At 48.4% G+C, this 24,722-nt stretch carries 26 protein-coding genes and 2 pseudogenes; 13 read left to right on the top strand and 15 right to left on the bottom strand.

Annotated elements, in window-relative coordinates; translation table 11 throughout:
• Nucleotides 1-194: 194 nt before the first annotated feature.
• Nucleotides 195-1,061, bottom strand: a complete 867-nt coding sequence (locus JCM2765_RS06570; protein WP_054735195.1) for a LysR family transcriptional regulator — start codon at nucleotides 1,059-1,061, stop codon at nucleotides 195-197.
• A gap of 90 nt (nucleotides 1,062-1,151) precedes the next feature.
• Here JCM2765_RS06570 and JCM2765_RS06565 point away from each other — a divergent pair, with 90 nt between their 5' ends.
• Nucleotides 1,152-1,799, top strand: coding sequence for an SDR family NAD(P)-dependent oxidoreductase (locus JCM2765_RS06565; protein WP_054735191.1), 648 nt, complete (start codon nucleotides 1,152-1,154; stop codon nucleotides 1,797-1,799).
• Here JCM2765_RS06565 and JCM2765_RS06560 read toward each other — a convergent pair.
• The gene (locus tag JCM2765_RS06560) at nucleotides 1,786-2,040 is read right to left on the bottom strand and encodes a hypothetical protein (protein ID WP_054735188.1); all 255 of its coding nucleotides are present in this window, start codon (nucleotides 2,038-2,040) and stop codon (nucleotides 1,786-1,788) included. The genes JCM2765_RS06565 and JCM2765_RS06560 overlap by 14 nt on opposite strands.
• Before the next feature lies 1 nt (nucleotide 2,041).
• Entirely contained in the window at nucleotides 2,042-2,356 is a 315-nt protein-coding gene (locus tag JCM2765_RS06555) for a TMEM175 family protein (RefSeq protein WP_054735186.1), read from the bottom strand.
• A gap of 71 nt (nucleotides 2,357-2,427) precedes the next feature.
• Between JCM2765_RS06555 and JCM2765_RS06550 the strand changes: the two genes are divergently transcribed.
• Entirely contained in the window at nucleotides 2,428-3,033 is a 606-nt protein-coding gene (locus JCM2765_RS06550; RefSeq protein WP_054735182.1) for an NAD(P)H-binding protein, read from the top strand.
• Here the strand turns inward: JCM2765_RS06550 and JCM2765_RS06545 are convergent.
• On the bottom strand, nucleotides 3,020-4,129 hold the full coding sequence (locus JCM2765_RS06545) for a low temperature requirement protein A (protein ID WP_054735179.1): 1,110 nt from the start codon (nucleotides 4,127-4,129) through the stop codon (nucleotides 3,020-3,022). The genes JCM2765_RS06550 and JCM2765_RS06545 overlap by 14 nt on opposite strands.
• Before the next feature lie 103 nt (nucleotides 4,130-4,232).
• Here JCM2765_RS06545 and JCM2765_RS06540 point away from each other — a divergent pair, with 103 nt between their 5' ends.
• From JCM2765_RS06540 to JCM2765_RS06525, 3 genes are all read left to right on the top strand, one after another.
• Entirely contained in the window at nucleotides 4,233-5,102 is an 870-nt protein-coding gene (locus JCM2765_RS06540) for a LysR family transcriptional regulator (protein WP_054735176.1), read from the top strand.
• A 336-nt stretch (nucleotides 5,103-5,438) separates the two neighbouring features.
• On the top strand, nucleotides 5,439-5,996 hold the full coding sequence (locus tag JCM2765_RS06530) for a nitroreductase family protein (protein WP_054735170.1): 558 nt from the start codon (nucleotides 5,439-5,441) through the stop codon (nucleotides 5,994-5,996).
• 118 nt (nucleotides 5,997-6,114) lie between these two features.
• On the top strand, nucleotides 6,115-6,936 hold the full coding sequence (locus JCM2765_RS06525; RefSeq protein WP_054735167.1) for an aldo/keto reductase: 822 nt from the start codon (nucleotides 6,115-6,117) through the stop codon (nucleotides 6,934-6,936).
• Between the two features lie 149 nt (nucleotides 6,937-7,085).
• Here the strand turns inward: JCM2765_RS06525 and JCM2765_RS18050 are convergent, their stop codons facing one another.
• The 4 genes from JCM2765_RS18050 to JCM2765_RS06510 form a co-directional block, all read right to left on the bottom strand.
• The gene (locus JCM2765_RS18050; RefSeq protein WP_225352019.1) at nucleotides 7,086-7,361 is read right to left on the bottom strand and encodes an ATP-binding cassette domain-containing protein; all 276 of its coding nucleotides are present in this window, start codon (nucleotides 7,359-7,361) and stop codon (nucleotides 7,086-7,088) included.
• Entirely contained in the window at nucleotides 7,349-7,861 is a 513-nt protein-coding gene (locus JCM2765_RS06520; protein ID WP_225352018.1) for an ABC transporter ATP-binding protein, read from the bottom strand. The genes JCM2765_RS18050 and JCM2765_RS06520 overlap by 13 nt, the downstream gene beginning before the upstream one ends.
• A complete protein-coding gene (locus tag JCM2765_RS06515; RefSeq protein WP_054735164.1) occupies nucleotides 7,862-8,710 on the bottom strand; it encodes a taurine ABC transporter substrate-binding protein in 849 nt (282 codons plus the stop codon).
• Nucleotides 8,711-8,886: 176 nt separating this feature from the next.
• The gene (locus JCM2765_RS06510; protein WP_225352017.1) at nucleotides 8,887-9,672 is read right to left on the bottom strand and encodes an ABC transporter permease; all 786 of its coding nucleotides are present in this window, start codon (nucleotides 9,670-9,672) and stop codon (nucleotides 8,887-8,889) included.
• 612 nt (nucleotides 9,673-10,284) lie between these two features.
• Here JCM2765_RS06510 and JCM2765_RS06505 point away from each other — a divergent pair.
• Nucleotides 10,285-11,136, top strand: coding sequence for an aldo/keto reductase (locus JCM2765_RS06505; RefSeq protein WP_054735161.1), 852 nt, complete (start codon nucleotides 10,285-10,287; stop codon nucleotides 11,134-11,136).
• Here JCM2765_RS06505 and JCM2765_RS06500 read toward each other — a convergent pair.
• Nucleotides 11,130-12,011, bottom strand: coding sequence for a LysR family transcriptional regulator (locus tag JCM2765_RS06500; protein WP_054735158.1), 882 nt, complete (start codon nucleotides 12,009-12,011; stop codon nucleotides 11,130-11,132). The genes JCM2765_RS06505 and JCM2765_RS06500 overlap by 7 nt on opposite strands.
• A 105-nt stretch (nucleotides 12,012-12,116) precedes the next feature.
• Here JCM2765_RS06500 and JCM2765_RS06495 point away from each other — a divergent pair, with 105 nt between their 5' ends.
• From JCM2765_RS06495 to JCM2765_RS06480, 4 genes and pseudogenes are all read left to right on the top strand, one after another.
• Nucleotides 12,117-12,674 (top strand): acyltransferase, encoded by a 558-nt coding sequence (locus JCM2765_RS06495; protein ID WP_082405019.1) that lies wholly within the window; start codon nucleotides 12,117-12,119, stop codon nucleotides 12,672-12,674.
• A 16-nt stretch (nucleotides 12,675-12,690) separates the two neighbouring features.
• A pseudogene (locus JCM2765_RS06490) lies at nucleotides 12,691-13,433 on the top strand (SDR family oxidoreductase).
• A gap of 17 nt (nucleotides 13,434-13,450) precedes the next feature.
• Nucleotides 13,451-14,095 carry an NAD(P)H-binding protein gene (locus JCM2765_RS06485; RefSeq protein ID WP_054735156.1) on the top strand — a complete coding sequence of 215 codons (645 nt, stop codon included), beginning with the start codon at nucleotides 13,451-13,453 and terminating at the stop codon, nucleotides 14,093-14,095.
• Between the two features lie 33 nt (nucleotides 14,096-14,128).
• Nucleotides 14,129-15,079, top strand: coding sequence for an aldo/keto reductase (locus JCM2765_RS06480; RefSeq protein ID WP_054735152.1), 951 nt, complete (start codon nucleotides 14,129-14,131; stop codon nucleotides 15,077-15,079).
• Between the two features lie 296 nt (nucleotides 15,080-15,375).
• Here JCM2765_RS06480 and JCM2765_RS06475 read toward each other — a convergent pair whose 3' ends face one another.
• The 3 genes and pseudogenes from JCM2765_RS06475 to JCM2765_RS06465 form a co-directional block, all read right to left on the bottom strand.
• The gene (locus JCM2765_RS06475; RefSeq protein ID WP_054735151.1) at nucleotides 15,376-15,726 is read right to left on the bottom strand and encodes an MmcQ/YjbR family DNA-binding protein; all 351 of its coding nucleotides are present in this window, start codon (nucleotides 15,724-15,726) and stop codon (nucleotides 15,376-15,378) included.
• A 55-nt stretch (nucleotides 15,727-15,781) separates the two neighbouring features.
• Nucleotides 15,782-16,493, bottom strand: a pseudogene (locus JCM2765_RS06470) (glycosyltransferase family 2 protein).
• Between the two features lie 414 nt (nucleotides 16,494-16,907).
• Nucleotides 16,908-17,444: a plasmid pRiA4b ORF-3 family protein gene (locus tag JCM2765_RS06465; RefSeq protein ID WP_054735148.1), complete on the bottom strand. Its 537-nt coding sequence runs from the start codon at nucleotides 17,442-17,444 to the stop codon at nucleotides 16,908-16,910.
• Nucleotides 17,445-17,692: 248 nt separating this feature from the next.
• Between JCM2765_RS06465 and JCM2765_RS18045 the strand changes: the two genes are divergently transcribed.
• The 3 genes from JCM2765_RS18045 to JCM2765_RS18040 are packed head-to-tail and all read left to right on the top strand — an operon-like array spanning nucleotide 17,693 to nucleotide 21,128.
• Nucleotides 17,693-17,929 (top strand): SWIM zinc finger family protein, encoded by a 237-nt coding sequence (locus JCM2765_RS18045; RefSeq protein ID WP_225352016.1) that lies wholly within the window; start codon nucleotides 17,693-17,695, stop codon nucleotides 17,927-17,929.
• The gene (locus JCM2765_RS06460; protein ID WP_225352015.1) at nucleotides 17,923-20,631 is read left to right on the top strand and encodes a DEAD/DEAH box helicase; all 2,709 of its coding nucleotides are present in this window, start codon (nucleotides 17,923-17,925) and stop codon (nucleotides 20,629-20,631) included. Before JCM2765_RS18045 ends, JCM2765_RS06460 begins: the two co-directional genes overlap by 7 nt.
• Complete coding sequence (locus JCM2765_RS18040; RefSeq protein WP_225352014.1) at nucleotides 20,589-21,128, top strand: DEAD/DEAH box helicase; 540 nt, start codon at nucleotides 20,589-20,591, stop codon at nucleotides 21,126-21,128. Before JCM2765_RS06460 ends, JCM2765_RS18040 begins: the two co-directional genes overlap by 43 nt.
• Nucleotides 21,129-21,197: 69 nt before the next feature.
• Here JCM2765_RS18040 and JCM2765_RS06455 read toward each other — a convergent pair whose 3' ends face one another.
• The 3 genes from JCM2765_RS06455 to JCM2765_RS06445 all read right to left on the bottom strand — a co-directional run bounded on the left by JCM2765_RS06455 (nucleotide 21,198) and on the right by JCM2765_RS06445 (nucleotide 24,668).
• The gene (locus tag JCM2765_RS06455; RefSeq protein ID WP_054735146.1) at nucleotides 21,198-21,722 is read right to left on the bottom strand and encodes a dihydrofolate reductase family protein; all 525 of its coding nucleotides are present in this window, start codon (nucleotides 21,720-21,722) and stop codon (nucleotides 21,198-21,200) included.
• Nucleotides 21,723-21,742: 20 nt separating this feature from the next.
• Entirely contained in the window at nucleotides 21,743-23,722 is a 1,980-nt protein-coding gene (locus tag JCM2765_RS06450) for an elongation factor G (RefSeq protein ID WP_054735143.1), read from the bottom strand.
• A gap of 139 nt (nucleotides 23,723-23,861) precedes the next feature.
• Nucleotides 23,862-24,668, bottom strand: coding sequence for an aldo/keto reductase (locus JCM2765_RS06445; RefSeq protein WP_054735141.1), 807 nt, complete (start codon nucleotides 24,666-24,668; stop codon nucleotides 23,862-23,864).
• Nucleotides 24,669-24,722 lie beyond the last annotated feature (54 nt).

Genomic DNA, 24,722 nt, shown 5'->3' with positions numbered 1-24,722 from the left:
GCGACAGCAAAAAAAGCCCTCTCAGCAATCAGCCAAGACAGCTAAACAAACGTTCAATGTACACCGAAAATCTTCGTGGTTTTCGAAACTTAGTCCTTTTTATCGGGGTTCTGTCACAGCCCCTCGTTTGCTGTACATAAATCCCAAGATAATTCGCCAACCCGTTTGTTAATGACTAGTGAATCGTTTTGTAACTAACTCTTTAATGCATTGAATTTAACTGTTTCGATAAATTTTGAAATTATGGGTGACTTTTGAGCATCGTTATTTGTGATCAAATCATAACTAAGCTCAAGTTTGGGTGATATTTCGTTCACGTAGAGTTTATCTGAATGTGGTGTATTTGTTAGCACATAATTGGATATGATCCCAACACCCACATTCTGTTCAACCATAGCAATTACCGTTTCACCACGATCAACAATTAGCCAGTTCTTGAAGTTAAAGTTTTGGTTCTGATCTAATAAATCAATGACCGTTTCTGAACCTGCTTTGCAAAATATGAAGGTTTCATCACTATTGGTTAAATCAATCGCATCACTATTGTTAGCTGAAAGTGCAACCATATGGTCGCTAAATAGTGATTGCTTATTTTGACATTGATTAGGTGAAGTGGTAATGCCAACATCAATTGAATTGGCTCGAAGTAGTTGTTTAATCTCTCGGGAATTGCCTTCTGACAATTCAATATTCACCAATGGATAATTAGCTTTAAAGTAACCAAAGACTTTTGCTAGAATGGTTGTACTAATAATCGGAATTGAGCCAACGCGTAACCGACCACTTAGTTGATGGTTGGCGTCAAATGCAACTTGAAAGAGAGTAGCTTCATTTTTAGACAGCTCTTTTGCAATCTTAAGTATCCTTTGACCGGAATCCGTTAACGATAATCCTTGTTTTCGGTCACGAACAAATAGTTTCACTTGTAATTCTGATTCCAAATTATGAATAGCTTTACTGATGCTAGGTTGAGAGATATACATTTCGGTAGCAGTTTCGGTAAAACTTTTAGTACTTGCGACTGTAATAAAAATATTTATCCAATGCATATTAATAGCCAAATGGTTATCCTCCCATTTCTGAATAGGTATTTGATTAAAGCATGTTTCCTTAATACAATTTACATATTAAGAAGAGGCAAGGTGAATAACATGAAGAAAACAATTACAATTGTTGGTGCTGGTCCCGGACTAGGTAATCATATTGCCAGAAAATTTGGTACAGAAGGCTTTAAAGTGATTTTAATGGCCAGAAATGCTACCAAATTGGCACATTATGTTACTGAATTGACATCAGAGGGAATTGATGCCGAGTATCAAACTATTGATGTATCAAGTGATGATTCGATTAAAAGCAGTTTTAATGAAGCAAAAAATAAATATGGTCGAATTGATGTTATGGTCTACAACGTGGCAATGATGCAAGCAAATCGACCACTTGAACTAACTGCTAGTGAACTCTTGACTCATTACCAAACAGATGTTGCCGGAGCACTAACAGCAGCACAACAAGTGATTCCGATGCAAAAAGAAGCTCATGCAGGAACCTTACTATTCACAGGTGGTGGGTTTGCTAGTTTTCCAGCGGCAACTAATACCACCATGTCCTTAGATAAAGCAGCGCTACATAATTTAACGATGATTTTAGCACAAGCGCTCAAATCAGATGGTATCTTTAGTGGTATTGTTACGATTACAGGACAGATTGGTCAAGATGAGCACTTTTCGCCAGCAAATATTGCAGAAAAGTATTGGCAGTTATATACCCAAAGAGAATCAAACGAGGTCATTTACGAGTAATTCGTCCTTGAGAGATTGCACAATAGATAGCAATCACTGAAACACCAATAAAAACAATAATTGGCATAAAAAACCCGATGCCAGTTAGAATAGCCTGTACGCCAGTCAAAACAAAAACCTCAAGGGTTATTTTGCGGTATTCTAGATCAGTCATACCGTTTTTAGCCTTTTGATGATGGATATCACCGGCCAACCAACGAAATGCTAAGTTACTAATGACAAATGAAATACCATAAGTCACTTCAGGCGCAACAGCTAATGGAAACCGCCCAAACCCAACCGGTTGAAAATGGTAAAAGTGATAAAGTGAATAGGAATAGGCCGTTTAACCATAACGTGGAAGCTTCTACCTTTTCTAATCTAAGCAACATTCTATGGTGACTGACCCAAAAGGATAGAACAAAGATAAAACTCATCAAGTAAGCGAAAAACGTCGGTATCAGTGCATTAATCGCAGACCAGTTGTAAGTTTCAGGAACTTTCAACTCTAACACCATGATCGTAATAATAATCGCAAAAACACCGTCTGAAAATGCCTCAAGTCGATTTTTATTCAAAATTTGTCTCCTAAATTAAGTATTTAAATATCAACATCATTGTAAATTAGCAACAGGAAGGAAGCAATTTTATGACAAATATTTTAATCATTGGCGCTACTGGCAGTTTTGGTTCAGCATTACGAGCGAGCTTACAAGATAAAACCGATTTTAATGTGACACTTTTTTCTCGTTCAGCGGGGAAACTACTTCCTAAAACGTCTCGTGAAACAGTTATGGCAGGTGATGCAACTGATATTGATACTTTACGCCCTTTAGTCCAAAACAGTGATTATATTTTTTCCGCTGTCAGCGGTCAACAGATTATTCAAGTCACTCAAAATCTGGGTGCTTTAACGAAACAAACAAATAAACATGTTATCTTAGTCTCATCACTCGGCATTTATAATGAAATTCCGCAAAGTATGGGTGCTGAATGGAATTTAGATGAAAATTCCATTCTAAAGCCTTACCGTAAGGCTGCTGATTTAGTCGAATCTGGCGTCAATCATTATACAATAATTCGACCAGGTTGGATTAAGCAAGGCCAACCAGCACCTGAATATGAAGTAACTGAAAAAGGCAAATCTTTTGGTGGTCGTGAAGTATCACCTGCTAATCTTGCTCATCTCGTTGACGATATTTTGCAAGATCCGCACGATTATGATGGTAGAAATCTTGGCATCAATGATAACTAACATTTCCATACCGATACACTTGCCGGACCAGCAGGCCACAGCTAATGACTAAGACAACCGCCGTTACACTAACCGTAACAGTAAAGTTATCGGCACCGATACACCAGCCATAACCGACTACGATCAAGAATAGAATCCACCAATAAAATCGTGACGACTGCCGAAATTGCACTAAGTTGTAGTGTCGAGCGATCCGCAAACCAAGGTAGAATAGCCCGATACCGACGTACAAGAAGCTAATTGCAAATGTGGTGTCCGCCTCAGGTTCGGCCACGAATTTCAGCGCTACGGTGACCATGCTGATACCGAAGATAATCAGGTAATGCAGATAGATCAGCAGATTGCCCGTTTCCCCTTGCCGATGTTCATCAATAAAGTGGTCAAACTGAGTGATGTACGCAAAGAATAAACTGGCGACAATCACGAAAATTAGAATTGAAATGAACGAAAATGATGTTCGCGTGAAGTAATTCGCAATTCCCACAATGGTTTCGCCGAACATCACGATCGATAATTCGGTCAACCGTTCCAGTAAGTGAGCGAAGATGATTGGGTGCTTGTGCGTATAACGACCGGTGAAGCCCGGCGCCACCCAACTAATACCAACGCCAATCACCGCAACGATAATGCCAACCGTTGGCGGCAACCACGCTGCCCCCAATAGCGCAATCGTTCTGACCCCTAAAATTCCCGCAAATATCCGGGCGATTGCCCGGTCATCCTTCACCTTCGTCCGCCAGTAAACAATCAGATACTGCAGACACAGCGTTAGCGACAGTAGCCCAGCTGCTAAGAAGAACGGTCGTAAATTCGCATTTAACTCCGATGAAAAGGTATTTGACATATATAACACGATGACCATGTTAATGAGCGAAAACCCAATATCAGTCCACGACGACTCCCCATAACGGTTCACGAACACGCTTTGTACCATCCACGAATTGATGAACACGATTACTACAAACGCAAAGACAATCAACGAAAATGGTTCGACTACCCCATGATGCAGATGGTGAATCAGCCCCGTTGCCTTGGAGATCATGTAGACAAACACCAGATCGTAGAACAGCTCGATCATCGAAACTGGTTTTGACATGTTGCCCCACCCCCTATTTTTTATTAGTATACGGCGATTGGGGGCGCTACTCAACTGGCGATGCGGTATGATAAACCTAACCATCTATCGGAGGAACACTACTATGGATATTCGCGTACTCAATTACTTCCTATTAACTGCCCGAGAGGAGAATATCACCCGAGCGGCTGAACGACTACATTTAACTCAACCAACCCTATCGCGCCAGCTCAAGGCATTAGAACTAGAACTCGGTGTCTCCTTATTTGAGCGTCACCATCATAGCGTTTCACTCACCAATGAAGGCCTCCTATTCCGGCGACGTGCTCAGGATATCGTTGATATGGCGACTCGAGCTAAAGACGAAGTACAGTCAGCTTCCGAAATAACCGGTGAAATCGCAATTGGTTGTTCCGAACTGCAAAGTATGGCCGAATTGGCTCAAATCATGGGCGCGTTCCAACGCCAACACCCCCTCGTTCGTTTTGCCCTACATAGCGGCAACAACGAAGATATCAAAACTTGGCTTGAACAAGGCATCATTGATTTAGGCCTATTAATTGAGCCCGTTGATGCAACCCGCTATGAATCAGTTCGACTACATCAAAAGGAAACGTGGGGCATCTTAGCCCACGAAGACTCTCCGTTCGCTAATTATGATGCGATTCACCCTGGCGATCTCGTTGGCACACCAGTTATTACCATTCTGGATACCGTTGTCCAAAAAGAACTCGCACGTTGGTCGGGAAAATACGCTAAGCACATGGGGAACTGGGCGCGGTATAACCTGCTTTACAACGCCGCCATGTTAGCTCAACAAAACTGTGGCGTTGTGATTTGCCTGCAACTCAACCAACAATTCGAACACCTTCGTTTCATTCCACTGGAACCCCAGTTAACGCTAAATTCAATCGTTGCTTGGCGTGGCCAACAGCCCCACAGTAAAGCGACCAAAGCTTTTATTGATACGCTTCAGACTAGTGCCATGCAATAACTGTATGGCACACCCTACAAAAGAAGCATTTTCACTTTTTTTGAATTGCACCTATACTAAAGCACGTGATGAGGTAATGATTACCGCACACGTGCTTTTTTCGAGGTGATTTTAATGTATTCAGACTGTGACATTCGTGCCATGACAATTATGGGAATTGATACTGATCACTATCTGGCAGTTTCGGATAATCAGCGTTCGTTGCTCCTTAACCAGCTTCGTGATGCAAAACTTGCAACTGTCCATGATTATGAACGACAGATTTCCCAAATTGATTACTTACGTTCCAAACTAACGTCATTTTAGACTAACAAAAAAATAAAGAGGTCTCTCATAATGGAAGTTAATAAAGCCCTAACTACTCGCAAAGCAATTCGCAAATTTACAGATCAACAAGTTACTCGCACTGATATTGAAGCTATTGTCCAACTTGCACAGACTACGCCAACCTGGGTCAACTCCCAATCACAACGCGTTTACGTTGCGATGGGCGACACCCTTTCGTCAATTCGAACCGCTCAACACGATCTCGTTACTAGCAATGCGCCATTAAATTCTGATCTACCAATGGGACATCGCAGTGACTGGTCAACGATTGCGCAACAAAACATGCAGGATTGGAACGCCGGCTTGGTTAAAACGCTGGGGTCTGACTTCCGAGCCAAAATCGATCAAGAAGCCGCTAACCTTTATAACGCACAAGCTGTGGTGTATTTGGCCCTAACCAAAGGCTATTCACCTTGGGCATTATACGATCTCGGTGCGTTTGGTCAGTCATTAATGTTAGCAGCGCAAGAACGTGGCATTGATACGATGCCGGCCTATCAGTTTATCAAGTACCCTCAAATGCTACGAGAACACTTATCGGTAACCTCGGACGAAGACTTATCTTAGGCATTGGTTTAGGTTACGAGATACCAAAGCGCCAGTGAACCAAATTGTCGCGGACCGGATGCCACTTGATGCAATTTTAACGATTCAAGACTAATCGACTTTTTAAGGAGACTCAATTATGGAATATATGACATTAAATAACGGCGTTGAAATGCCTATCTTGGGTTATGGTACCTTCCAAACACCACCGGCATCAACCGCCAAAAACGTTGAAACTGCACTAAAAATTGGTTATCGCAGTATTGATACTGCTCAAGTTTATGGCAATGAACAGGGCGTGGGTGACGCACTTAAACAGAGTGGTTTATCCCGCAATGATGTCTTCATTACTTCCAAAACGCAAACTGATGGTTTCGAAGCAACTCGTCGCGGCATCGACGACTCTCTTCAACGCTTAGGCAGTGATCATTTCGATTTGTTACTCATTCACTGGCCAACTCGTGGTAGCTTGGAAACCTACCGTGCATTGGAAGACGCCCTTAAAGCTGGTAAAACGCGTGCCATTGGCCTAAGCAATTTTAACAGTGCCCAAATTGATAATCTGATACAACATAGCACTGTTACGCCAGCGGTTGACCAAATTGAAACTCATCTCTATTGGCAACAAACTAAATTACACCCCTATCTACTTGATCATCATATCGCTCATGAGGCTTGGGCCCCACTTGGCGAGAACATGGGTATTGAAATGATGGCTTTACCAGAAATCAAATCACTCGCTCAAAAATATAATGCTTCACCCGCCCAAGTATTGCTCCGATTCTTAACCCAGCAACAAATTATTGCGATTCCTAAATCATTAAACGCTGACCACGTTGCATCTAACTTTGAGAGTTTAGACTTTAATCTGACACCCGCAGAATTAGCTCGCCTTAATAAGTTCGACCAACATCATTCTATTAAGGATTGGCCGGTTTCGATGCGTGAAACGGCATATTAACGGAAAACGATGTACTAGGATTAGACTCATTACGCCCAGAATACCGTTCATTTCTCAAAACAGTTCAACGTCAACTCACTATCATAAAAATAGCCTAAGAAATGATTTCTCAACAGAAATCACTTCTTAGGCTGTTTGACATCACTCAATCACTGTCCATTAATCAAATCCAACACGTACTGCCGCTTCTCACCAAATTCCGGCGTGTAGCGAATCGATTGGTCCTGATCCGCAACGATGCTCTGGGTAAAGTCCGCCGGAAAGTCAGCGATGACCTGGCCAGGATGCTTGGACATCACCAGAATATGGGTGCCCAACAACAGAGCTTCATCGACATCGTGGGTGATGAAGAAGATCGTTTTACCGGTCTCGACCCAGAGGTTCCGGACCAGCGCCTGCATCTGTTCGCGAGTCAGGGCATCCAACGCCCCAAAGGTTCGTCCATCAGCAGGATATCTGGATTGTTGATCAGCGAACTGGCGATATTGGCGCGTTGGCGCATCCCGCCGGAGAGTTCGTAGATTCGTTTGTCGCCAAATTCGCTGAGGCCGACTGCGGCGAGGTATTTGTCAACATCGGCATCGACCTGTTCCTTTGGGACGTGGTTCATTTTGGGACCAAAGGCGATGTTTTGACGCACCGTGTACCAGTCGTACAGGGGTGGCGTTTGGAAGACGACGCCCCGCTGCGCATCAGTCCCTTTGATGGGTTGATCGTTCAGGAGCACCTGTCCAGTTGTCGGCGCCATGAAGCCCGCTAAGATGTTGAGCAGCGTGCTCTTGCCGCACCCGCTGGGGCCCATGACGCAAACGAACTCGCCCGGGTAAATTTTCAAATTCACCTCGCCCAAGGCCGCGATGTTTTGTTTATGATTCTGATAATTCATTGATACGTTTTGAATATCCAATAGTACTTGTTCACTCATCTAGTCGTCTCCCTTCAAGAAACTGCCGTCAATGTCCTGACTTAACGCGCTCAGACTTGGGACGGTCGTAATGTTTTCCTGCGCCTTATGGAACTGCGCGGTGATCTGCAACGTCTTCGCAAAAGCGCCGTTCCCGTTGCTGCCAAATGCCTGGCGTTGCTCAGCAGCCGTCAGCCACTGGTTATCAACAATTTGACTCTTCGCACTAGCCTTGGTGATGCCTTCCCAACTGGCAACGTCCGCAATTGCTTGTTGTGGGTGTTCGTGTACCAGCCGACTTACTGCCAGCATTGCCTGCTCGTAATCGCGGGTCACTGCCGGATAGTTGGTGATCACGTTATCCGAGGCCACCGCGATTTCGGGAATTTTGATGCCCTGTTGCGACAACTGGCCATCGTTGGTGATGATGGTCCCCGTCTTCACACATTCGTCCAAACCGGGGCTCCACGTATAGGCAGCATCGATTTCCTTCCGCTTCCAAGCGGCCACGATGTTTTGGCCGGAGAGATCCATCAACGTGACGTCTTTAGCACTCAAGCCCGCTAACTTCAGCGCTTGGAGCACGGCGTAGTGGGAAGTTGTCCCGAATGGCACCCCGATCGTTTTGCCTTTCAAATCAGCGACCTTTTTGATGCCAGTGCCGTTTCGAGCAACTAGCGCTTCAATATTACCGCCTTCGTTGTACGGGATACCGACCGCCTTGTAGCTGACCCCATTGACCAAACCCAACGTGACGGGCGATGACCCGAACGAGGCCAGATCAAGGTCCCGGGAGATGAACGCGTTATTGATGTCGGTTCCGGCCGAGTACGTGGTGACTTTGACCTTGGTTTTAATGTATTTTTGCAAATACCTTCCTTGGCCAAAATGGCGGATTCTGGGCCACCTTCAATGATGCCGACCCGCACCGTTTCTGGATAACGGGACGCCTTAGTAGCATCCGCCTGCGCGCCACCGCTAGTCGATGAACAACCCGCTAACACCACTAACTCAACGTTAACAACAACCCTAATAAGATGCCATTTCTACGCATGCCGTTCCCTCCCGCCTACGATTTGGTGTTCCAACAACAGTAAAATTTTATCGAGAATGATCCCGGTGATGCCCATGAGAATGATGCCCACGAAAACCACATCACTTCTGAGGTATTTTGACGCATCCAACACCATCCAGCCAATGCCGGAAACGGCGGCGACCATTTCAGCCGCAACCGAAGTGGCGTAAGCGATGCTCATGGCGTTTCGCAAGCCCACGAAAACTTCCGGTAACGAGGCTGGTAAGATGACGTGCACGAAAATCTGGCCCTGATTAGCGCCTAACGTCCGCGCATGGTTGATGTAGTCCTGATTGACCCGCGTAACACCGGAGACGCAGGAAACAAAAATCGGTGCGAAGGCCCCCAGAAACAGCAGGAAGATCTTCGACGTATCACCAGTCCCCATCCACAAAATGATAATCGTGTAGTAGCCCAATGGCGGCAGTGGCCGGATAAAGGCGATGATTGGTTCAAATACCGCGCGCACCTTCACCGAATACCCGCTTAACAACCCCACCGGAATGGCGGTGACCACGGCAATCGCAAACGCGATAAACAGTCGTCGTAGACTCGCCCACATGTGCGCCCACAGGGAGTTGCCCTTGTAGCCGTTTTGAATCAACTGCATGAAGCAGACCCAAATCTGCTTTGGCGATGGAATGATCAATTGTGACACTTGATGATTAGCGGTAACTAAACTCCACGCTAGTAAAATGACGGCAACAGTGATGATGCTGATCCAGTAACGTTCCTTAAATTGTCTGATGATCCTCAATCCTCTCTTATTGCAATGCGGGGGCAATTAACACAAAAAGCGCCCCTTTGACTACGACTAGCCAAAGGGGCGCTTTCAACTGATACGCGCGGTACCACCCTATTTTGTATTAACGTTCAATACCTCAACCGTGCCCGAAGTTGATCACTTCGGAAACGTGGCAGGTTTAACGGCTGCACCCGGTGAAGTAGCGTGAACCACCTCACAGCTCAGAGCTCATCTTCACTCAGTTGCGTGCGTTCCCTTTTGCACCATCCGGGATCTCTAACGTGCACGCGCATGAGCTACTCTTCTCCTCATTGCATTATCATAATATTTTCATCATGATATAATGTGCCGCCCGCTTGGTCAATTGCTGGTTGATATGTAAGTTCTATCGCAGGGCGCCGGTCGTCATTTTGATTACCGAGTCGAACCCGACAATATCAGCGTTGCTTTCATCACCATGCGATAGTTTTTTTCTATGGGCGAGTGGTGTTTCACGTGAAACACTCTGCGGTTTTTCAAATACATCATAACCAAAACACATAGTTTACTCACCAACATAAGCATTAGACATTCTCACCGGCTCCCCGTAAGCTAATCACAAAACCACTTACGGAGGCTAACACAATGAAACAATTACAACTCAACAACGGCATCACCATGCCCCAACTCGGTTACGGGGTCTACCAAATCGATGATCTCACCCAGTGCGAACAGGGCGTCCTTGACGCACTACAAACCGGTTACCGGTTAATTGATACGGCAGCCGTTTACGGTAACGAAACCGCGGTTGGCAACGCCATCGCCAAAAGCGGCATCGATCGGCACGACATTTTCATCTCAAGTAAGGTCTGGATCCAAGACACCGGTTACGACCAGACGATGGCGTCCTTTCAAAAGACCCTCGACAACCTCCAGACTGACTACCTCGACCTCTACCTCATTCACATGCCCTACGGCGATTACTACGGTAGTTGGCGGGCCATGCAGGACCTGTACCGAGCGGGTAAAATTCGCGCGATTGGGGTCTGCAACTTTTTGCCGGATCGGTTAGTTGACCTGATTGAAGCCTTCGACATCGTGCCAGCGGTTAACCAAATTGAATTGCACGTCTTCTCGCAACGCCGTGAGTTACGGGATTTAATGACTAAATACCGGATTGCCCCAATGGCCTGGGCGCCCTTTGCGGAAGGACAGCACGACCTCTTCACCGACTCAACGTTAACCGCCATCGGTGACCAGTACGGTAAGGCCCCTGCTCAAGTCAGCCTCCGCTGGCTCCAGCAAATTAACGCGATCGCGATTCCTAAATCCGTCCACTTAGCTCGAATTCGCCAAAATTTTGCCATCAATGATTTCACCCTGAGCGAAACCGATATGGCAACCATCGCGACCCTTGATACCGGTAAACCACTGATTTTAGACGTGGCAACCTGTCAGGAAGCTTATCGGTTACACAACATGTCGGTCGTTCAATAATGTTCTGGCAACACTTCCCGCATTACGTTTAGGAATGCTGTTGCCGCCGGTGATAACGGTCGGTGTTGTGGCCAAATCAAACTCGAGTGGGCTTCCAGTCGCGGCGCTAACGGCACAAACCGTAAATCGGTATTGGCCGTGTTAATGATGCCATCTAAGCACAACGCCGTGCCAACTCCCGCTTCAACCATGATCGAGGCGTTGTAGAGCAAGTTATAGGTTGCGGCCACGTTTAATTTTAAATCGCTGGTGCCGATCCAGTCAGCCAGATAATCGATGCTACCGTGTTGCTGGGGCATGATCAACCGCTGATTGGCGAGGTCGGCTGCCGTCACGCTATTTTTTTGTGCAAGTGCTGAATCTTGCCGCACGAGGACGCCCCAAGCGGTCGTTCCCGGCAAACTGATAAAGTCCTCCTCGTCCTTGGCGATTGGTTCCATCACGACGCCAAAGTCAAAGACCCCGGCATGCAGCCGTTGGTTTACATCATTGGCATCAGTACTATGGATGCCCACCTGAACTTTCGGTGCCACTTGCGCTAAAGCGTTAATGGCCTTGGCAACGGTCACCATCATGGGCGCCTCAGCACTGCCAATCAAGATTCGACCGGTTAACTCTTGCGTCTGCTTAACGTTGGCCACCGTCTTATCCGCCAGCACCACGATTTGGCGGGCTTGATCGGCAAAATACGTCCCAGCCTCAGTTAAATCAATACTCCGGCTACCGCGGTCAAACAACGTCACGCCTAATTCATCTTCCAAATCTTTCAGTTGGCGTGAAATCGTCGGTTGTGACACATGCAACTTTTCGGCAGCCCGTGAGATATTACGTTCGTTAACCACCATCAAAAAATACCGTAAAACTCGCAGTTCCATTCGCTCACCTTCTATTCATTTTAAGCATAGTATACCATCGCGATTAGGTATTAGACATATTAATCTAATCGACATAAGATTAACTCATCAAAAGGAGGTCACCACGTGAATTTAGAAACCTTAATCAATGCTGGACCCATCAGTTGGTCCGGTGAAACCGCTCGAACCGTTGATGCCGTTGTTGCCGAAACCAGCAATCACTTGATTGCCCTTAATCAAGCAACTACTGATACTGAACGACGGGCGCAACTCGCCACGATTTTAGGAACTGAGCTTCCCGAAACCAGCGTCATTAACCCACCCTTTCAAACCGACTTCGAGCGCCACACCACCATTGGTGACCACGTCTTCATCAACCGTGAGAACTTCTTCGTCGATCTCGGCGGCATCACGATTGAAGACAACGTGCTCCTTGGCCCCCGCGTCACCCTCATTTCCGTTAACCATAACGAGATACCCGCGCACCGTCGCGACCTCGTTCTCAAATCAGTCCGTATCTGTCGCGGCGCTTGGCTCGGCGCAAACGTGACGGTGGTTCCCGGCGTTACCGTTGGCGAAAATGCTATCGTGGCTGCCGGGGCCGTTGTCACCAAGGACGTCCCGGCCAACACCATGGTCGCCGGCGTACCAGCCAAAGTTATCCGCCCCGTTCACACCCACTAGTAGGAGGAATTCAATTATGATCAAAGATAAAGTTGTTGTCATTACCGGTGCTTCTAGCGGTATTGGTGCCGAAACTGCTAAGTTACTCGCCAGCCAAGGTGCCAAAGTCGTCCTTGGTGCCCGCCGTGAAGAAAAGCTTCAAGCCCTCGCAACCGAAATTATCGACGCTGGTGGGCAGGCCGTTTACCGCGTGACCGACGTTGTGCGTCCCGAAGATAACGAAAACCTCGTTCAATTAGCCAAGGATGCATTTGGCGGGATCGACGTGATGTTTCTCAACGCTGGTTTGATGCCCGTTGCACCGATGTCTAAACTGCACGTCGGTGAATGGGACAAAATGATCGACGTCAATATCAAGGGCGTGTTGAACGGCATCGCCGCTGCTCTGCCAACCTTTAAAGCACAAAAAGCCGGTCACTTCGTTGCTACCAGTTCCGTTGCTGGTCTCAAGCCTACCCCGGCGGTGCGGTTTACGGCGCAACCAAGTGGGCTGTGCGTGACTTGATGGAAGTCTTACGGATGGAGGCCGCTGAAGAAGGCTCCCACATTCGGACGGCCACCATTTACCCTGCCGCCATTAAGACCGAACTGTTGAGTACCATCACCGATCAAGATGCCGCTCAAGGTGCGCAACAGATGTATGACCATTACGAAATCAGTGCTGACCGGGTCGCAAAAGTCGTCTCGTTTGTGATCGACATGCCAGCCGATACCAACGTCAGTGAATTTACCGTTGGCCCAACTGACCAACCTTGGTAATCTAGGAGGTTTAATAAATGACTAAAGTTTTAATTCTCGGTGCAAATGGCGCCACTGCAAAGATTGTAATTGATCGGCTTTTGAATGAAACCGCCGATGATTTAACCCTGTATTTACGAAATGCAAAGCGGTTATCACAATATGAAAACAATGATCGCGTGACCATTATCGACGGTGATGCGACTGACGTAAATGCTATGACCGCTGCAATGACAGATATTGATATTATCTATTCTAATCTCGGCGGAACGGCTCTAGCGACATACACGAAGGCGCTGATTGCCGCAATGACTGCGGCCAAAGTCTCACGCCTCATCTTTTATAGCGCTCTTGGTGCTCTTCATGAAGTTCCGGGTAAGTTCGGTGAATGGAATGAACAAGCAATCGGTGCCTACCTGCCAGGCTTCCGTGAATCCGACAGAATTCTAAATGACCACAATGAAATCAATACCACCCAAATCCGCCCTGCTTGGTTGACCAATCAAGACGAAATTGCCTACGAGACCACTGAAGCCAACGAGCCATTCAAAGGGACAGAAGTTTCTCGACAAAGTGTTGCCGATTTCATCGTGAAATTAATCAAAGCACCCGCTTTATATCCAAATGACAGTATCGGGTTGAACAAACCAAACACCGATGGCGACCAACCCGCTTGGATGTAACGCAAACCAAAATACAACTTAATGGAGGAAAACATGACTAAAATTTTAAAAACACCGAAAATCGCTCTAGGCACGTGGGCTTGGGGTGATAACGGTCAAACGGGTAATGGCTATTTTGGTAGTACAATGACCCAAACTGATCTACAAGAAGTCGTTGATAACGCTATTGATAATGGGTTAACTTTATGGGACACCGCCGCTGTTTACGGTATGGGTCACTCGGAAGCTGTCTTGGGAAAGCTTCTGGCGACTCACAGTCGCTCTGAGTACCAGCTTTCAACTAAATTTACGCCACAAATTGCCAGTACAAGCACAACTCCTGTTGCCGATATGTTAGAAGACAGTTTGGACCGACTCGGCACAGACTACATCGACTTATATTGGATTCACAATCCTGCAGATGTTGCCAAGTGGACACCACAACTGATTCCACTATTACAAGCTGGGAAGATTAAGCATGTCGGCGTATCAAACCATAATATCGATGAAATCAAACAGGCTAATGAGATTCTCAATGAAGCAGGTTTTCGAGTTGAAGCCGTTCAAAATCACTACTCCTTACTGTATCGTTCATCTGAACAAGCCGGCATTTTAGAGTATTGCCGTGAAAATGGCATCCAATTTTTTGCCTACATGGTCTTAGAACAAGGTGCATTGACCGGCAAATACAACCCAGAAAATCCGCTACCTGCTGGCTCTGATCGTGCCGCAATCTACAACCCAATCTTACCAGAACTAGCAACCCTAACTGCTGAGCTTGGAAAAATCGGTAACTCACAAGGTGCAACTGCTGCCGAAGTCGCAACCGCATGGGCAATCGCAAAAGGTACAACGCCAATCATTGGTATCACCAAACCAGAATATATTGATTCCGAGATGCGCGCACTAAAGATCACCTTATCTGACAAGCAAATTGAAACGCTAGAGCAACTTGCCGACGCTGCTCAAGTTGATACTCGCGGTGGCTGGGAACACCCAATGTAGACCAATCGTCAAGGCGGAAAATAGGTCGGACTAGTCCACCCTCCCAACAAGGACGCATCTCAATCGCTTTTAATTGATGTATAGCACAAAAGAAGTTCACCCATGACAACATCATGGATGAACTTCTTTTTATTTTTTCAACTCATGGTACTGTTTTATCAATTTAGCTTCTTACTTCTTCGCTAACTCTTGTGAAGCCATCTGATCAATGACCGTTGGTAACTGAGCCATTGCTAACAACCTCCTAGGATGTTTCACGTGAAACATAATAACGTGGGAAAATGCATCAATGACCGTTACTGCGTCGCCTCATAACTTCCCTCAATCAAATCCGCCAGCTCAGCCACGGACTCAAACCGCTCCAAAATCGCCGTGATCCAGTGGACCTTTGACATATGATAACCGGGTAGAAAATTCGGTTGCACTTGCAGAATCGAATTTAGTTCCGGTTCTACCTTGAAGTCGGCAATCTCAATCTCTGCCATTCCGGGAAGTCCTAATTTATCCGCTGGAACGTTCATAATCAGGCCGAACCATTTGCCATTTGGATGGCGCAGTGCCACGTAGTCCGGATAGTGTTTGAACGGTCGATCAGCTTCCATGTTATATTCATTTTCACAATACGCAATTAGCTCGTCCCTAGTCATCTCGCTCACCTCAGCTTTATTATAGTCAAGCTGAGCAATTCACGGTAGCGCAAATTTAAATCGTCTTTCCTAACCGATAAATTTCATCAAAGACTCGGCCTCAATCTGCCGTTCCTGCATCCGTCGCGTATGAATCGTACTATCCGGGCGATTGACCTTCGTGTATCGCAGAACCGGGTTGTACAAATACGTCCCCCGCGTCCGTGCCACAAACTGAGCCGTAAACAGGTAATCCTCGGCAATCGACAGTGACTCATCAAACTCAAGGTCAGCTTGTCGAATTGCGTCTAACGAATAGGCCTTATTCCAAACGTAGCCACCGACTTCGGTGCCACGGTGGCTAACCTGCGTAAACATTTCGCGTTGCGTCAGCCGTTCGTAGTGGTTTTCTTTGCTGATTGGCACGTGCCACCAGCGGTAACCCACCGTGACGGCCACAACACCCGGCCGAAAGCCATCCAACAACGTCTTCACGTAATCAGGATGTAGTTGATCATCACCATCCGCAAACGCCACAACATCACCAGTTGCGTGCTGAATGCCATAGTTCCGGGCCGCCGAAACGCCACGGTGGTTGGGAAATACCGCAACGTGCGTCTCAGACCGACTAGCTGCAAACTGACGTAGCTGGTCTGCTGAATCATCCGTTGACGCATCATCAATTAACCAAAGTTCAAAGGGCGCGGTTTGCTGTTCGAGCGTGGCTAACGTTTCTGGGAGGTAAGCGCCAAGTTATGCACTGGGACGACTAACGTTAAGGTTGTCATAGTGGGATACCACCTTTCTCGGTTGAATGTGGCCCCTATTATGCTCGGTATGTGGGTGGTGTCAATGATGTTGGCTTGAGGTTGGGGAATTGGGATGGTACGGGGGAAGTGTTGTTTTTTTGGGTAGTGCATGTTAATGGATGGTTATATTATAAAGGTGACTGGTTTGGCGACACTATGATTGAGTGGTGTTGGCGACGTTTGTTTCGGCGCTTTGGTGACTCTTTTCGTTCTGGATAATCGTTTCTATTTTGAAGTTTGTCAGCGTTAGTGTTTTTAGGCCACCACGCCGAAATGCGCAAAAATAGGCAGAAGATTGCATATAAGGGCGACCCAAGCAAACCTACCAAAAACCGGTAGGTTTGCTTGGGTCGCCCTTATACTCCATCTTCTAAACGCCTATTTTTGCGCTCTCTAATTCCACCAACTCATCAACTTCATCAACTGCGCATTAATCTTCTTCTCATCATAAGCCGTCCCAGTAATCCCAGCCGCTGCCAGTTCTGCTGGATCCGCCATTCGTGAGTCTTCCGCTGGGGCATCGCCCTCGCCGTTGATGCTGATTGGGAGTTGTTGGTGACCCGCTGCAACGACTTTGTCGTAGTTCAGCGTCTCTTCTAATTCGATGACGTGTCGCCAGTCATCGCCGAAATCGTAGGTGTACGTCACTGGGCCCTTTTTCAAATCAGGAAGTGCCGCGAATTCGCCCTCTGGCTTGGTTTCCACCATGCCGAAATCATCGTCGGCCATCACGATGCCGTATTCCACGTTATCGTCCGTACTTGGGCGGAATGAGTGCAAGTGGGCATTTTGCCAGTCAAATAACACCTGGATAATGGCGTGTAATTGGTCATACCGCACCGTATCCGGCACCAGAATTTCGCGCCAAACTGGCTTGTCGGCTGCGTCCGTTAGTGTAATTTTAAGTTGAAGTACCTTTCCTTGATCCACGTTGATGTCCTCCTAGACTAATCATCTCTTAAGTAGTGACTCGCTCTGCGTCCTTATCGGTTAATTTAAACTAGCTTATATTTTAAAGCCAGTCCAACCGACTCGCAACGCCTGTTTTTCCCATTTTACCATGACATTGCGGCATTTCACCAATTATCCTGATAAATTGATGCTTAGACCTTTCCCCCTAAAACTTGGTATAATGGAATCACGCAAAATTTTGAACGACATAAATGGAGGCTGTCAATTTGAATAACCGTGACATTCCCAATAAGATCCTAGCCCGCGGGCGTGAAATCGCGCGTGAAGGCGACTTGGATATTGATTACATCGATAATGTACAGCAAGAGGTGAACGCCACCGTTTATGGCACCTACGACTACGGCGTGACCGTCAGCTTTACTGGCCAAAACGACTACTGCGAATGCCCCTACTTTCCGGAGCACGGTTACTGCAAGCACATTGCGCAGTGCTCTCCTTGTTGAAGACGCAGAAGCGGCCAATCGAGCGCCTCTTTTCCGACGTTGATGATCGTGATCACTACGAAAATGACTTTTCCGGCGACTACCTCGGCAACAGTATGGCCTTTGAGCAAGCGCTCGCCGAACACCCAGCTGCAGCTGCCCACGTTTACCCAAATAAGGAAACCTACAACGACTTACGCTTCCATCCTAAAAAATGGAACGCCTTTTTCGAGCGATATCCCGAATCAGCCGAGCCATCGACTTTCGATGACAAACCCAAGCCCTACCTCGATCCCGACATCGAGCGCTACTTCGCCCAGTACCAACCGCAAAAACAGATTTCCAGTGGGGCGTCATTCCTGCAAAATATTAACCTGCCAGAACCGCAGTATTTCAAACCCCTGACTGAAAACGAGACGACAGAGATGCCACTGGCGCTAGAAGTCACGCTCCGGTTCCTCCCCTACAGCATCTACTGGGGTAACTCGGACTACCGCGCCTTCGTCAGCCTTCGAATCGCCAGCCAGCAGCAGGGCAAGTTCTACAAAATCAGCAACATCGACAGTTTTCTGACCAAATACCTCACGGAAACCGACTACCAAACCGGTGGTAAGGCCCGGTTCCGGTTAACGCCAGAGGTCTTTTCCGAAGCCGAGAACCAAGTGCTGACGATCCTGAGCCACGGCACCCAACCCGATAGTCAGCGTTACCAAGGCACCGGCAACGACCGAAACCAGCAACGCTTGTTAAATACCGGCGACCTCGCCCGCATCATTCCAGCACTCTCGCAGGTCACCAGTTTTCGCTACGAATCCGATCACGCCGTTTACGGCCGAATCGACCTGACAGATTATCAGCCCGATAACGGCCTGCTCACCGCAACGGTCACAACAACCGATAGCGGGTTTGAGTTCATCTTGGCCAACCACTATGACGGTGCTCTGGCTGAGGAAAACCTCTTCACCAGCGCTGACCACTTCTTCCAACTTACCGCACCGCAGTACACGATGATCAGCGAGTTCCTTGACCGCTACGACCAAACCGCTGAGCGCGATGACGATGGCAGTTATGGCCTCCAATTTACGGCCGGCGAAGTTGACAGTCTGCTGCAGTTAATCACCTATTTCCAGCAATTCGGCACCATTAACGATTTGCCGGAAACCCTTGTTCAACCGCAAATGACACCACACTTCGACCTCACCACGACTGGTAGCCTTCTCCGTCTCAAACTAACCTATGACTATGATGGTACGTTATACACCAAATCCCAGTTACACCAAGTGCCCGATGAAAAACGGCTGTTTGACAAGGAAACCCAGGCCGAAAGTTACCTCGGCTCCCTTGGCTTCACCGAGCAAGATGACGTTTGGGAGAAGGACTTCACCGACCCCGAAACGCTCTACCAGTTCTTCGTGGCTGAACTACCGAACCTGCAAAGTAACGGGGTCACCACGGTCACCGATGAACTGCAACAACGCTTACGCTCCGGCAGTGACATCGAATCCGCCATCAACGTTAGTGAAGACAACGGCCTGCTGTCCGTGAACTTCTCACTGAAGGGCATCGATGAACAGGACGTTGACCAAGTGCTCCAGCAGTTGGACGTTAACCGCCCCTACATTGCCCGTTCAGATGGCAGCATCATGTTGGTGGAAAACGACCTCAAGCAACTGAACCAGGCGTTGATTAGCTTACGGCACCAAGGTGAACTGCATAACGGTCAAATTAAAGTCAACGCCGCTCAAGCGCTGGCGGTTCAAGCAGCCGTTGGCGATACAGCGGAGTTTGACGCCAACTTTAAACGATTGTCGCAAGACCTCGCGCATCCAGAAGCATTTGACATCAGCGATGAAGCGCCAGTTCAAGCCACGTTGCGTCCCTACCAGATAACCGGGGTCAAGTGGTTTGAAATGCTGAATAGTCACGGCTTTGGCGGCATTTTAGCCGATGAAATGGGGCTTGGGAAAACGCTGCAGATGATCACCTTCTTGAACAATCATTTGGACGCTGACCACCCTGATTTGGTGGTTTCCCCCGCCTCACTGATCTACAACTGGTTAGCTGAATTTCATAAATTCGCACCGGATATTCAGGTCGCCGTGGTGGATGGCAATAAGGAACAGCGTCGCGAAATCATCGCCGACACGACTAACACCGTGTTGATCACCAGCTACAACAGCGCCCGGCGTGACATCGCGTTATACAACGACCGCGGCATCAACTACCTCGTGCTCGATGAAGCGCAATTCGTTAAAAACAGTAGCACGAAGACCCATCAAGAGCTCCGGCAACTCTCCCGGCGCAACACCTATGCCCTTTCTGGGACGCCAATTGAAAACCGGACGGAAGAACTCTGGTCGATCTTCGAACTCGTGATGCCAGGCCTGTTACCAAACAAGAAGGCCTTCCACAAGCTGACCCCCGATGACATCGCCATCCGGGTCAAGCCGTTTATTTTACGACGGGAAAAGGAAGCCGTTTTGACCGACTTGCCGCCAAAGATCGAAACCAACCTCACCAACGACATGACACCGGAACAAAAGACCGTTTACCTCGCGCAGCTGCAACAGATGCAGGTCAAAGTCCGGGGGATGTCGTCCTCCAAATTCGTGAAGAACCGCATCGAAATCCTGGCCGGGTTGACCCGACTCCGGCAAATTTGTGACACACCAGCCTCTACATGGACGACTACAACGGCACTTCCGGCAAGTTGGAGCAGCTGATCGAATTACTGCATCAAGCAGTCGATAACAACCGCCACGTGCTGATCTTTTCACAGTTCACTAGCATGCTAGGCATCATTGAAGACCACCTCCAACAAGCTAAGTTACCCACTTACGTCCTAAAGGGTGATACGAAACCCAAGGACCGGTTGGCCATGGTGGACGCCTTTAACGCCGGCGAAAAATCGATCTTCCTGATTTCGCTAAAAGCCGGTGGGACCGGGCTTAACCTAACCGGCGCCGACATGGTGATCCTAGTTGACCTCTGGTGGAACCCTGCCGTCGAAGACCAAGCCACCGCCCGGGCACATCGGATCGGCCAACACCACCAAGTGGACGTTTATCGGTTGATCACCCAAGGCACGATTGAAGAACAGATCTACAAACTGCAAGAACAGAAACGTGATCTTGTGGATCAGATCCTCAGCGGTACCCAGAATAAGGGTGCGTTGACTGAGGATGAGATCCGTGAGATTTTGGGAATTGAAGCGGAATAGTACCTTTAAATGCTAAAAAAGCTGATTCAAACGCCAATCGTGGTCGTTTGAATCAGCTTTTTTGATGTCCTAAAGTCGTTTCAAATGCAATTCCGTCAACTCGCCCATCCGCGTCGTCTCAACCAGCGCCAACCGTTGACCGTAATCACCAGTTGGAAACAGGCGCTTACCTCGGCCTAACAGGACTAGCGCGATTTGAACCCAGAGGTCATCAACTAACCCCGCCGCTAGTAGTGCCGTCAAAATCTCACCGCCACCAACGATCCAGATGCCGCTACCAGCCTGTTGTCGCAACGCTTGAACAACCGCTACCGGATCATCATTGACGTAACGCCCTTCATCGATCGTTCCCGTCTTGGTCCGCGAGAAAATCACCTTTTCTTTGCCGGGATAAAACGGTGCCCCGTCACCCAACAGCGCTAATGTGGTCTCGTAGGTCACTCGGCCCATCACTAACGTATCAATTTTTTGCTCGAACGCCTCGTAAGTCGATTGGCCGTCTAAATTGGTATCAAACAACCACTGTAAGTTGTCCTGTTCATCTGACAAGTACCCATCTAGGCTCATTGCACCGTAAAAGTAGACTGGTCGCATCGTTTCGTCCCCCAATCAATTTAGTTCATTGCCGCCAACTCAGCCGCCGTAAACACGTACGGATAGTGCGCCATCTCCGGCAACCGGTCCCAACGTACCGGATAACCGGCGCCATGGGCACAAAATACAGAATCCGGGGTATTTGGCACATCCCCCACCGGATCATACCCTTGGTCGGCGACAACCGCTTCGGCATCATGCGCTGGTTGATAACCAGCCACTAAGCACTCTAGTTGCCCCTTACCGTGAGTGTAGGCGTTGACCGTTTGCGAATAGCCCTGCATCGTGGCGACTGGGGCCGTTCCGGTTAACGTCGTCAGGCCAGTTGTTGCGTCCGTTTCTGGCGTCTCAAACGTCCCGTTCATCCGCTGAATATCCGTCATGGCACGACCAACTTGTTCCTGCGCCACCACTAACCGGAACTGGTACCACGGCTCCAACAGCTGACAACCGCCACGTTCCCGCAACGTCATCAGGCCCTGCCGAACCGCCCGCCAAGTGGCTTCCCGGAAGTCGCCACCCACGGAGTGCACGATGCTGGCCCGACCGCCAACAAGCGTGATCTTCATGTCCGTAATCGGCGACCCGGTCAAGACGCCAAGTTGTTCCTTCGCCCGTAAGTTGGTCAGTACCTGATGCTGCCAGTTACGCCCAAGTACCTCAAGCGAACAATCCGCCGCAAACGTCAGCCCACTCCCCCGCGGTGCCGGTTGCATCAACAAGTGCACCTCAGCATAGTGCCGCAACGGTTCAAAATGGCCAACCCCTTCAACGGCTTCGGTAATCGTCTCGCGGTACAAAATACTCCCAGCATCAAAGCCCACATCCAACTGGAAGCGGTCTGCCAACAACTGCTGCAAAATCTCCAACTGAACGGTCCCCATCAACTGCACCCGTAACTCCTGCAACTGACTCGACCACGCCACGTGCAACTGCGGATCTTCATCCGCTAACTGTTGCAGTGCCGCCAAACAGTCGTGAATATCGTGGGCTTTCGGATCCAGTGTGTAAGTCAGCACCGGTTGCATAGCCGGCGCCAGCGCATCGTCAACGTTCCCCAATCCTTGACCGGGATAGGTATCCGTGAGGGCTGGAATCACGCAGATGCCACTGGTGACTTCTGGCTGAACCGTGTATTTGGTCCCATTATAGGTCCGGAGCTGGTTCACCTTTTGGTCGTCGAGGATCACCGCTTTCGGCTTCAAACTGCCGCCCAGCATCCGAAGCCAGGTTAAGCGTTCGCCCTTCTCGTCGTGAGAAATTTTAAACACCCGCGCACCGAAGGCTTCAGTTACCGGCGTTTCCCGGGTCCACTTTGCCAGTCCGGCTAAGAAATTATCAACCCCGTCCAACTTCAACGCAGCGCCAAAGTAGCACGGAAAGATCGCCCGTTGTTGAATCAAATCACGTACGCTATCATCCGCTAGCTCGCCGGTTTCAAGGAAGCTATCGAGCAACTGGTCATCATGTAACGCAATTTCCTCATCCGTACCCTCTGGCAACTCAGTTGAAACGCTCGTCATCTTGGGCGCATCAAACGCCACACAGCCATCCGACAGCTCTGCTTGCAACTGCGACAAAATTGCGTCCCGGTCAGCCCCAACCGCGTCCATCTTATTCACAAAAATCACCGTGGGCACGTTGTATCGCGCCAGCAAGCGCCACAGCGTCCGCGTGTAGCCCTGAACCCCATCGGTCGCCGACACCACCAAAATTGCGTAGTCCAGCACACTCAGCACCTGTTCCGTCTGACTCGCAAAGTCCACGTGCCCCGGGGTGTCCAGTAACGTTAAATTCAAATCCTGGTATTTTAACTGTGCCTGATGGGAAAAGATCGTAATGCCTCGCTGTTTCTCCAAGTCATCCGAATCCAAAAAGGCGTCACCCTTATCCACCCGGCCAAGTTCTCGCACCGTCCCAGCGCGATAAAGCAACGCCTCTGACAGCGTCGTCTTACCGGCATCCACGTGGGCCACGATGCCCGTAATAATGTCTGTCATATTGTTTAATAGCCTCTTTTTCGTCCAGTTTATGGTTATCTTTTAGTTTAATGGAACAGCCCCCGACAATCAACTTAGACGGTTGGTTGTCGGGGGCTGTTTTAGTGGCAGATTTAAACGAGCTTTTGCTCACTCATTATCAGTCGTAATTTAAGTGCTTATCTTGATCCAAAGCGTTAATTTCAGCAATTTCGGCTGCGGTCAGGTTGAACCCAGAAATTTCAAAGTTTTCCCGTACCCGGGCTGGCTTTGATGACTTCGGGAAGACCACGAAGCCGGTGTCAACTTGCCAACGCAAGACGATTTGAGCTGGTGACTTGCCGTATTTATCAGCTAACTTGGTAATGACTGGGTCTTCGAGGATCAAGTGGCCGTGGCCAATTGGCGAGTAACCTTCATTGACGATGCCGTTGTCCGTGTCAAATTTGCCCAGTTTAGCCTGGACCTTGTAGGGGTGGCGTTCGATCTGGTTGACCATCGGCTTAACCTTGGCCATCGCAAATACCTTTTCCAATTGGTCTTCTGAGAAGTTGGAGACCCCAATGGCCCGGACCTTCTTTTGTTGATAGAGGGTTTCCAGTGCACGCCAGGTGTCCAGCGTCAGGTCGAAGTTGTCCTCATTTGGCCAGTGGATCAAGTAGAGATCCAGATAGTCTAGCTGTAAGTCGGTCAACGTCTTGTCAAAGGCCGCTAACGTCTTGTCGTAGCCCTGATCGGCATTCCAGACCTTGGATGTGATAAATAGGTCGGAACGATTGATTCCAGAAGCCTTGATTGCTGCGCCAACGGCTGGTTCATTGCCGTAAATGTGGGCGCAGTCAAGATGCCGGTAACCAGCATCCAACGCCGTTTTGATTGCTGCAGGGACGTCCTTACTATCGATTAAGTAAGTACCAAATCCCAACATGGGGATGGTCACACCGTTGCTTAATTGTGTCGTTTCCATGTCATTACCTCGCTCTTCAAAATTTTATGCCATAAGACCATGGTACACCACTCA

This window comes from Secundilactobacillus similis DSM 23365 = JCM 2765 (genome assembly GCF_001311075.1).
GTDB lineage: Bacteria > Bacillota > Bacilli > Lactobacillales > Lactobacillaceae > Secundilactobacillus > Secundilactobacillus similis.
Note: the sequence above shows the minus strand (reverse complement) of the source record. Positions and strands in the feature narration are given on the sequence as shown.

What these genes read in the sequence shown, in the direction of transcription:
- JCM2765_RS06565 (WP_054735191.1), top strand. Translation starts at nt 1,152, where the DNA reads ATGAAGAAAACAATTACAATTGTTGGTGCTGGTCCCGGACTAGGTAAT.
- JCM2765_RS06550 (WP_054735182.1), top strand. Translation starts at nt 2,428, where the DNA reads ATGACAAATATTTTAATCATTGGCGCTACTGGCAGTTTTGGTTCAGCA.
- JCM2765_RS06545 (WP_054735179.1), bottom strand. Translation starts at nt 4,129, where the DNA reads ATGTCAAAACCAGTTTCGATGATCGAGCTGTTCTACGATCTGGTGTTT.
- JCM2765_RS06540 (WP_054735176.1), top strand. Translation starts at nt 4,233, where the DNA reads ATGGATATTCGCGTACTCAATTACTTCCTATTAACTGCCCGAGAGGAG.
- JCM2765_RS06530 (WP_054735170.1), top strand. Translation starts at nt 5,439, where the DNA reads ATGGAAGTTAATAAAGCCCTAACTACTCGCAAAGCAATTCGCAAATTT.
- JCM2765_RS06525 (WP_054735167.1), top strand. Translation starts at nt 6,115, where the DNA reads ATGGAATATATGACATTAAATAACGGCGTTGAAATGCCTATCTTGGGT.
- JCM2765_RS06520 (WP_225352018.1), bottom strand. Translation starts at nt 7,861, where the DNA reads ATGAGTGAACAAGTACTATTGGATATTCAAAACGTATCAATGAATTAT.
- JCM2765_RS06505 (WP_054735161.1), top strand. Translation starts at nt 10,285, where the DNA reads ATGAAACAATTACAACTCAACAACGGCATCACCATGCCCCAACTCGGT.
- JCM2765_RS06500 (WP_054735158.1), bottom strand. Translation starts at nt 12,011, where the DNA reads ATGGAACTGCGAGTTTTACGGTATTTTTTGATGGTGGTTAACGAACGT.
- JCM2765_RS06485 (WP_054735156.1), top strand. Translation starts at nt 13,451, where the DNA reads ATGACTAAAGTTTTAATTCTCGGTGCAAATGGCGCCACTGCAAAGATT.
- JCM2765_RS06480 (WP_054735152.1), top strand. Translation starts at nt 14,129, where the DNA reads ATGACTAAAATTTTAAAAACACCGAAAATCGCTCTAGGCACGTGGGCT.
- JCM2765_RS06475 (WP_054735151.1), bottom strand. Translation starts at nt 15,726, where the DNA reads ATGACTAGGGACGAGCTAATTGCGTATTGTGAAAATGAATATAACATG.
- JCM2765_RS18040 (WP_225352014.1), top strand. Translation starts at nt 20,589, where the DNA reads ATGGACGACTACAACGGCACTTCCGGCAAGTTGGAGCAGCTGATCGAA.
- JCM2765_RS06455 (WP_054735146.1), bottom strand. Translation starts at nt 21,722, where the DNA reads ATGCGACCAGTCTACTTTTACGGTGCAATGAGCCTAGATGGGTACTTG.
- JCM2765_RS06450 (WP_054735143.1), bottom strand. Translation starts at nt 23,722, where the DNA reads ATGACAGACATTATTACGGGCATCGTGGCCCACGTGGATGCCGGTAAG.
- JCM2765_RS06445 (WP_054735141.1), bottom strand. Translation starts at nt 24,668, where the DNA reads ATGGAAACGACACAATTAAGCAACGGTGTGACCATCCCCATGTTGGGA.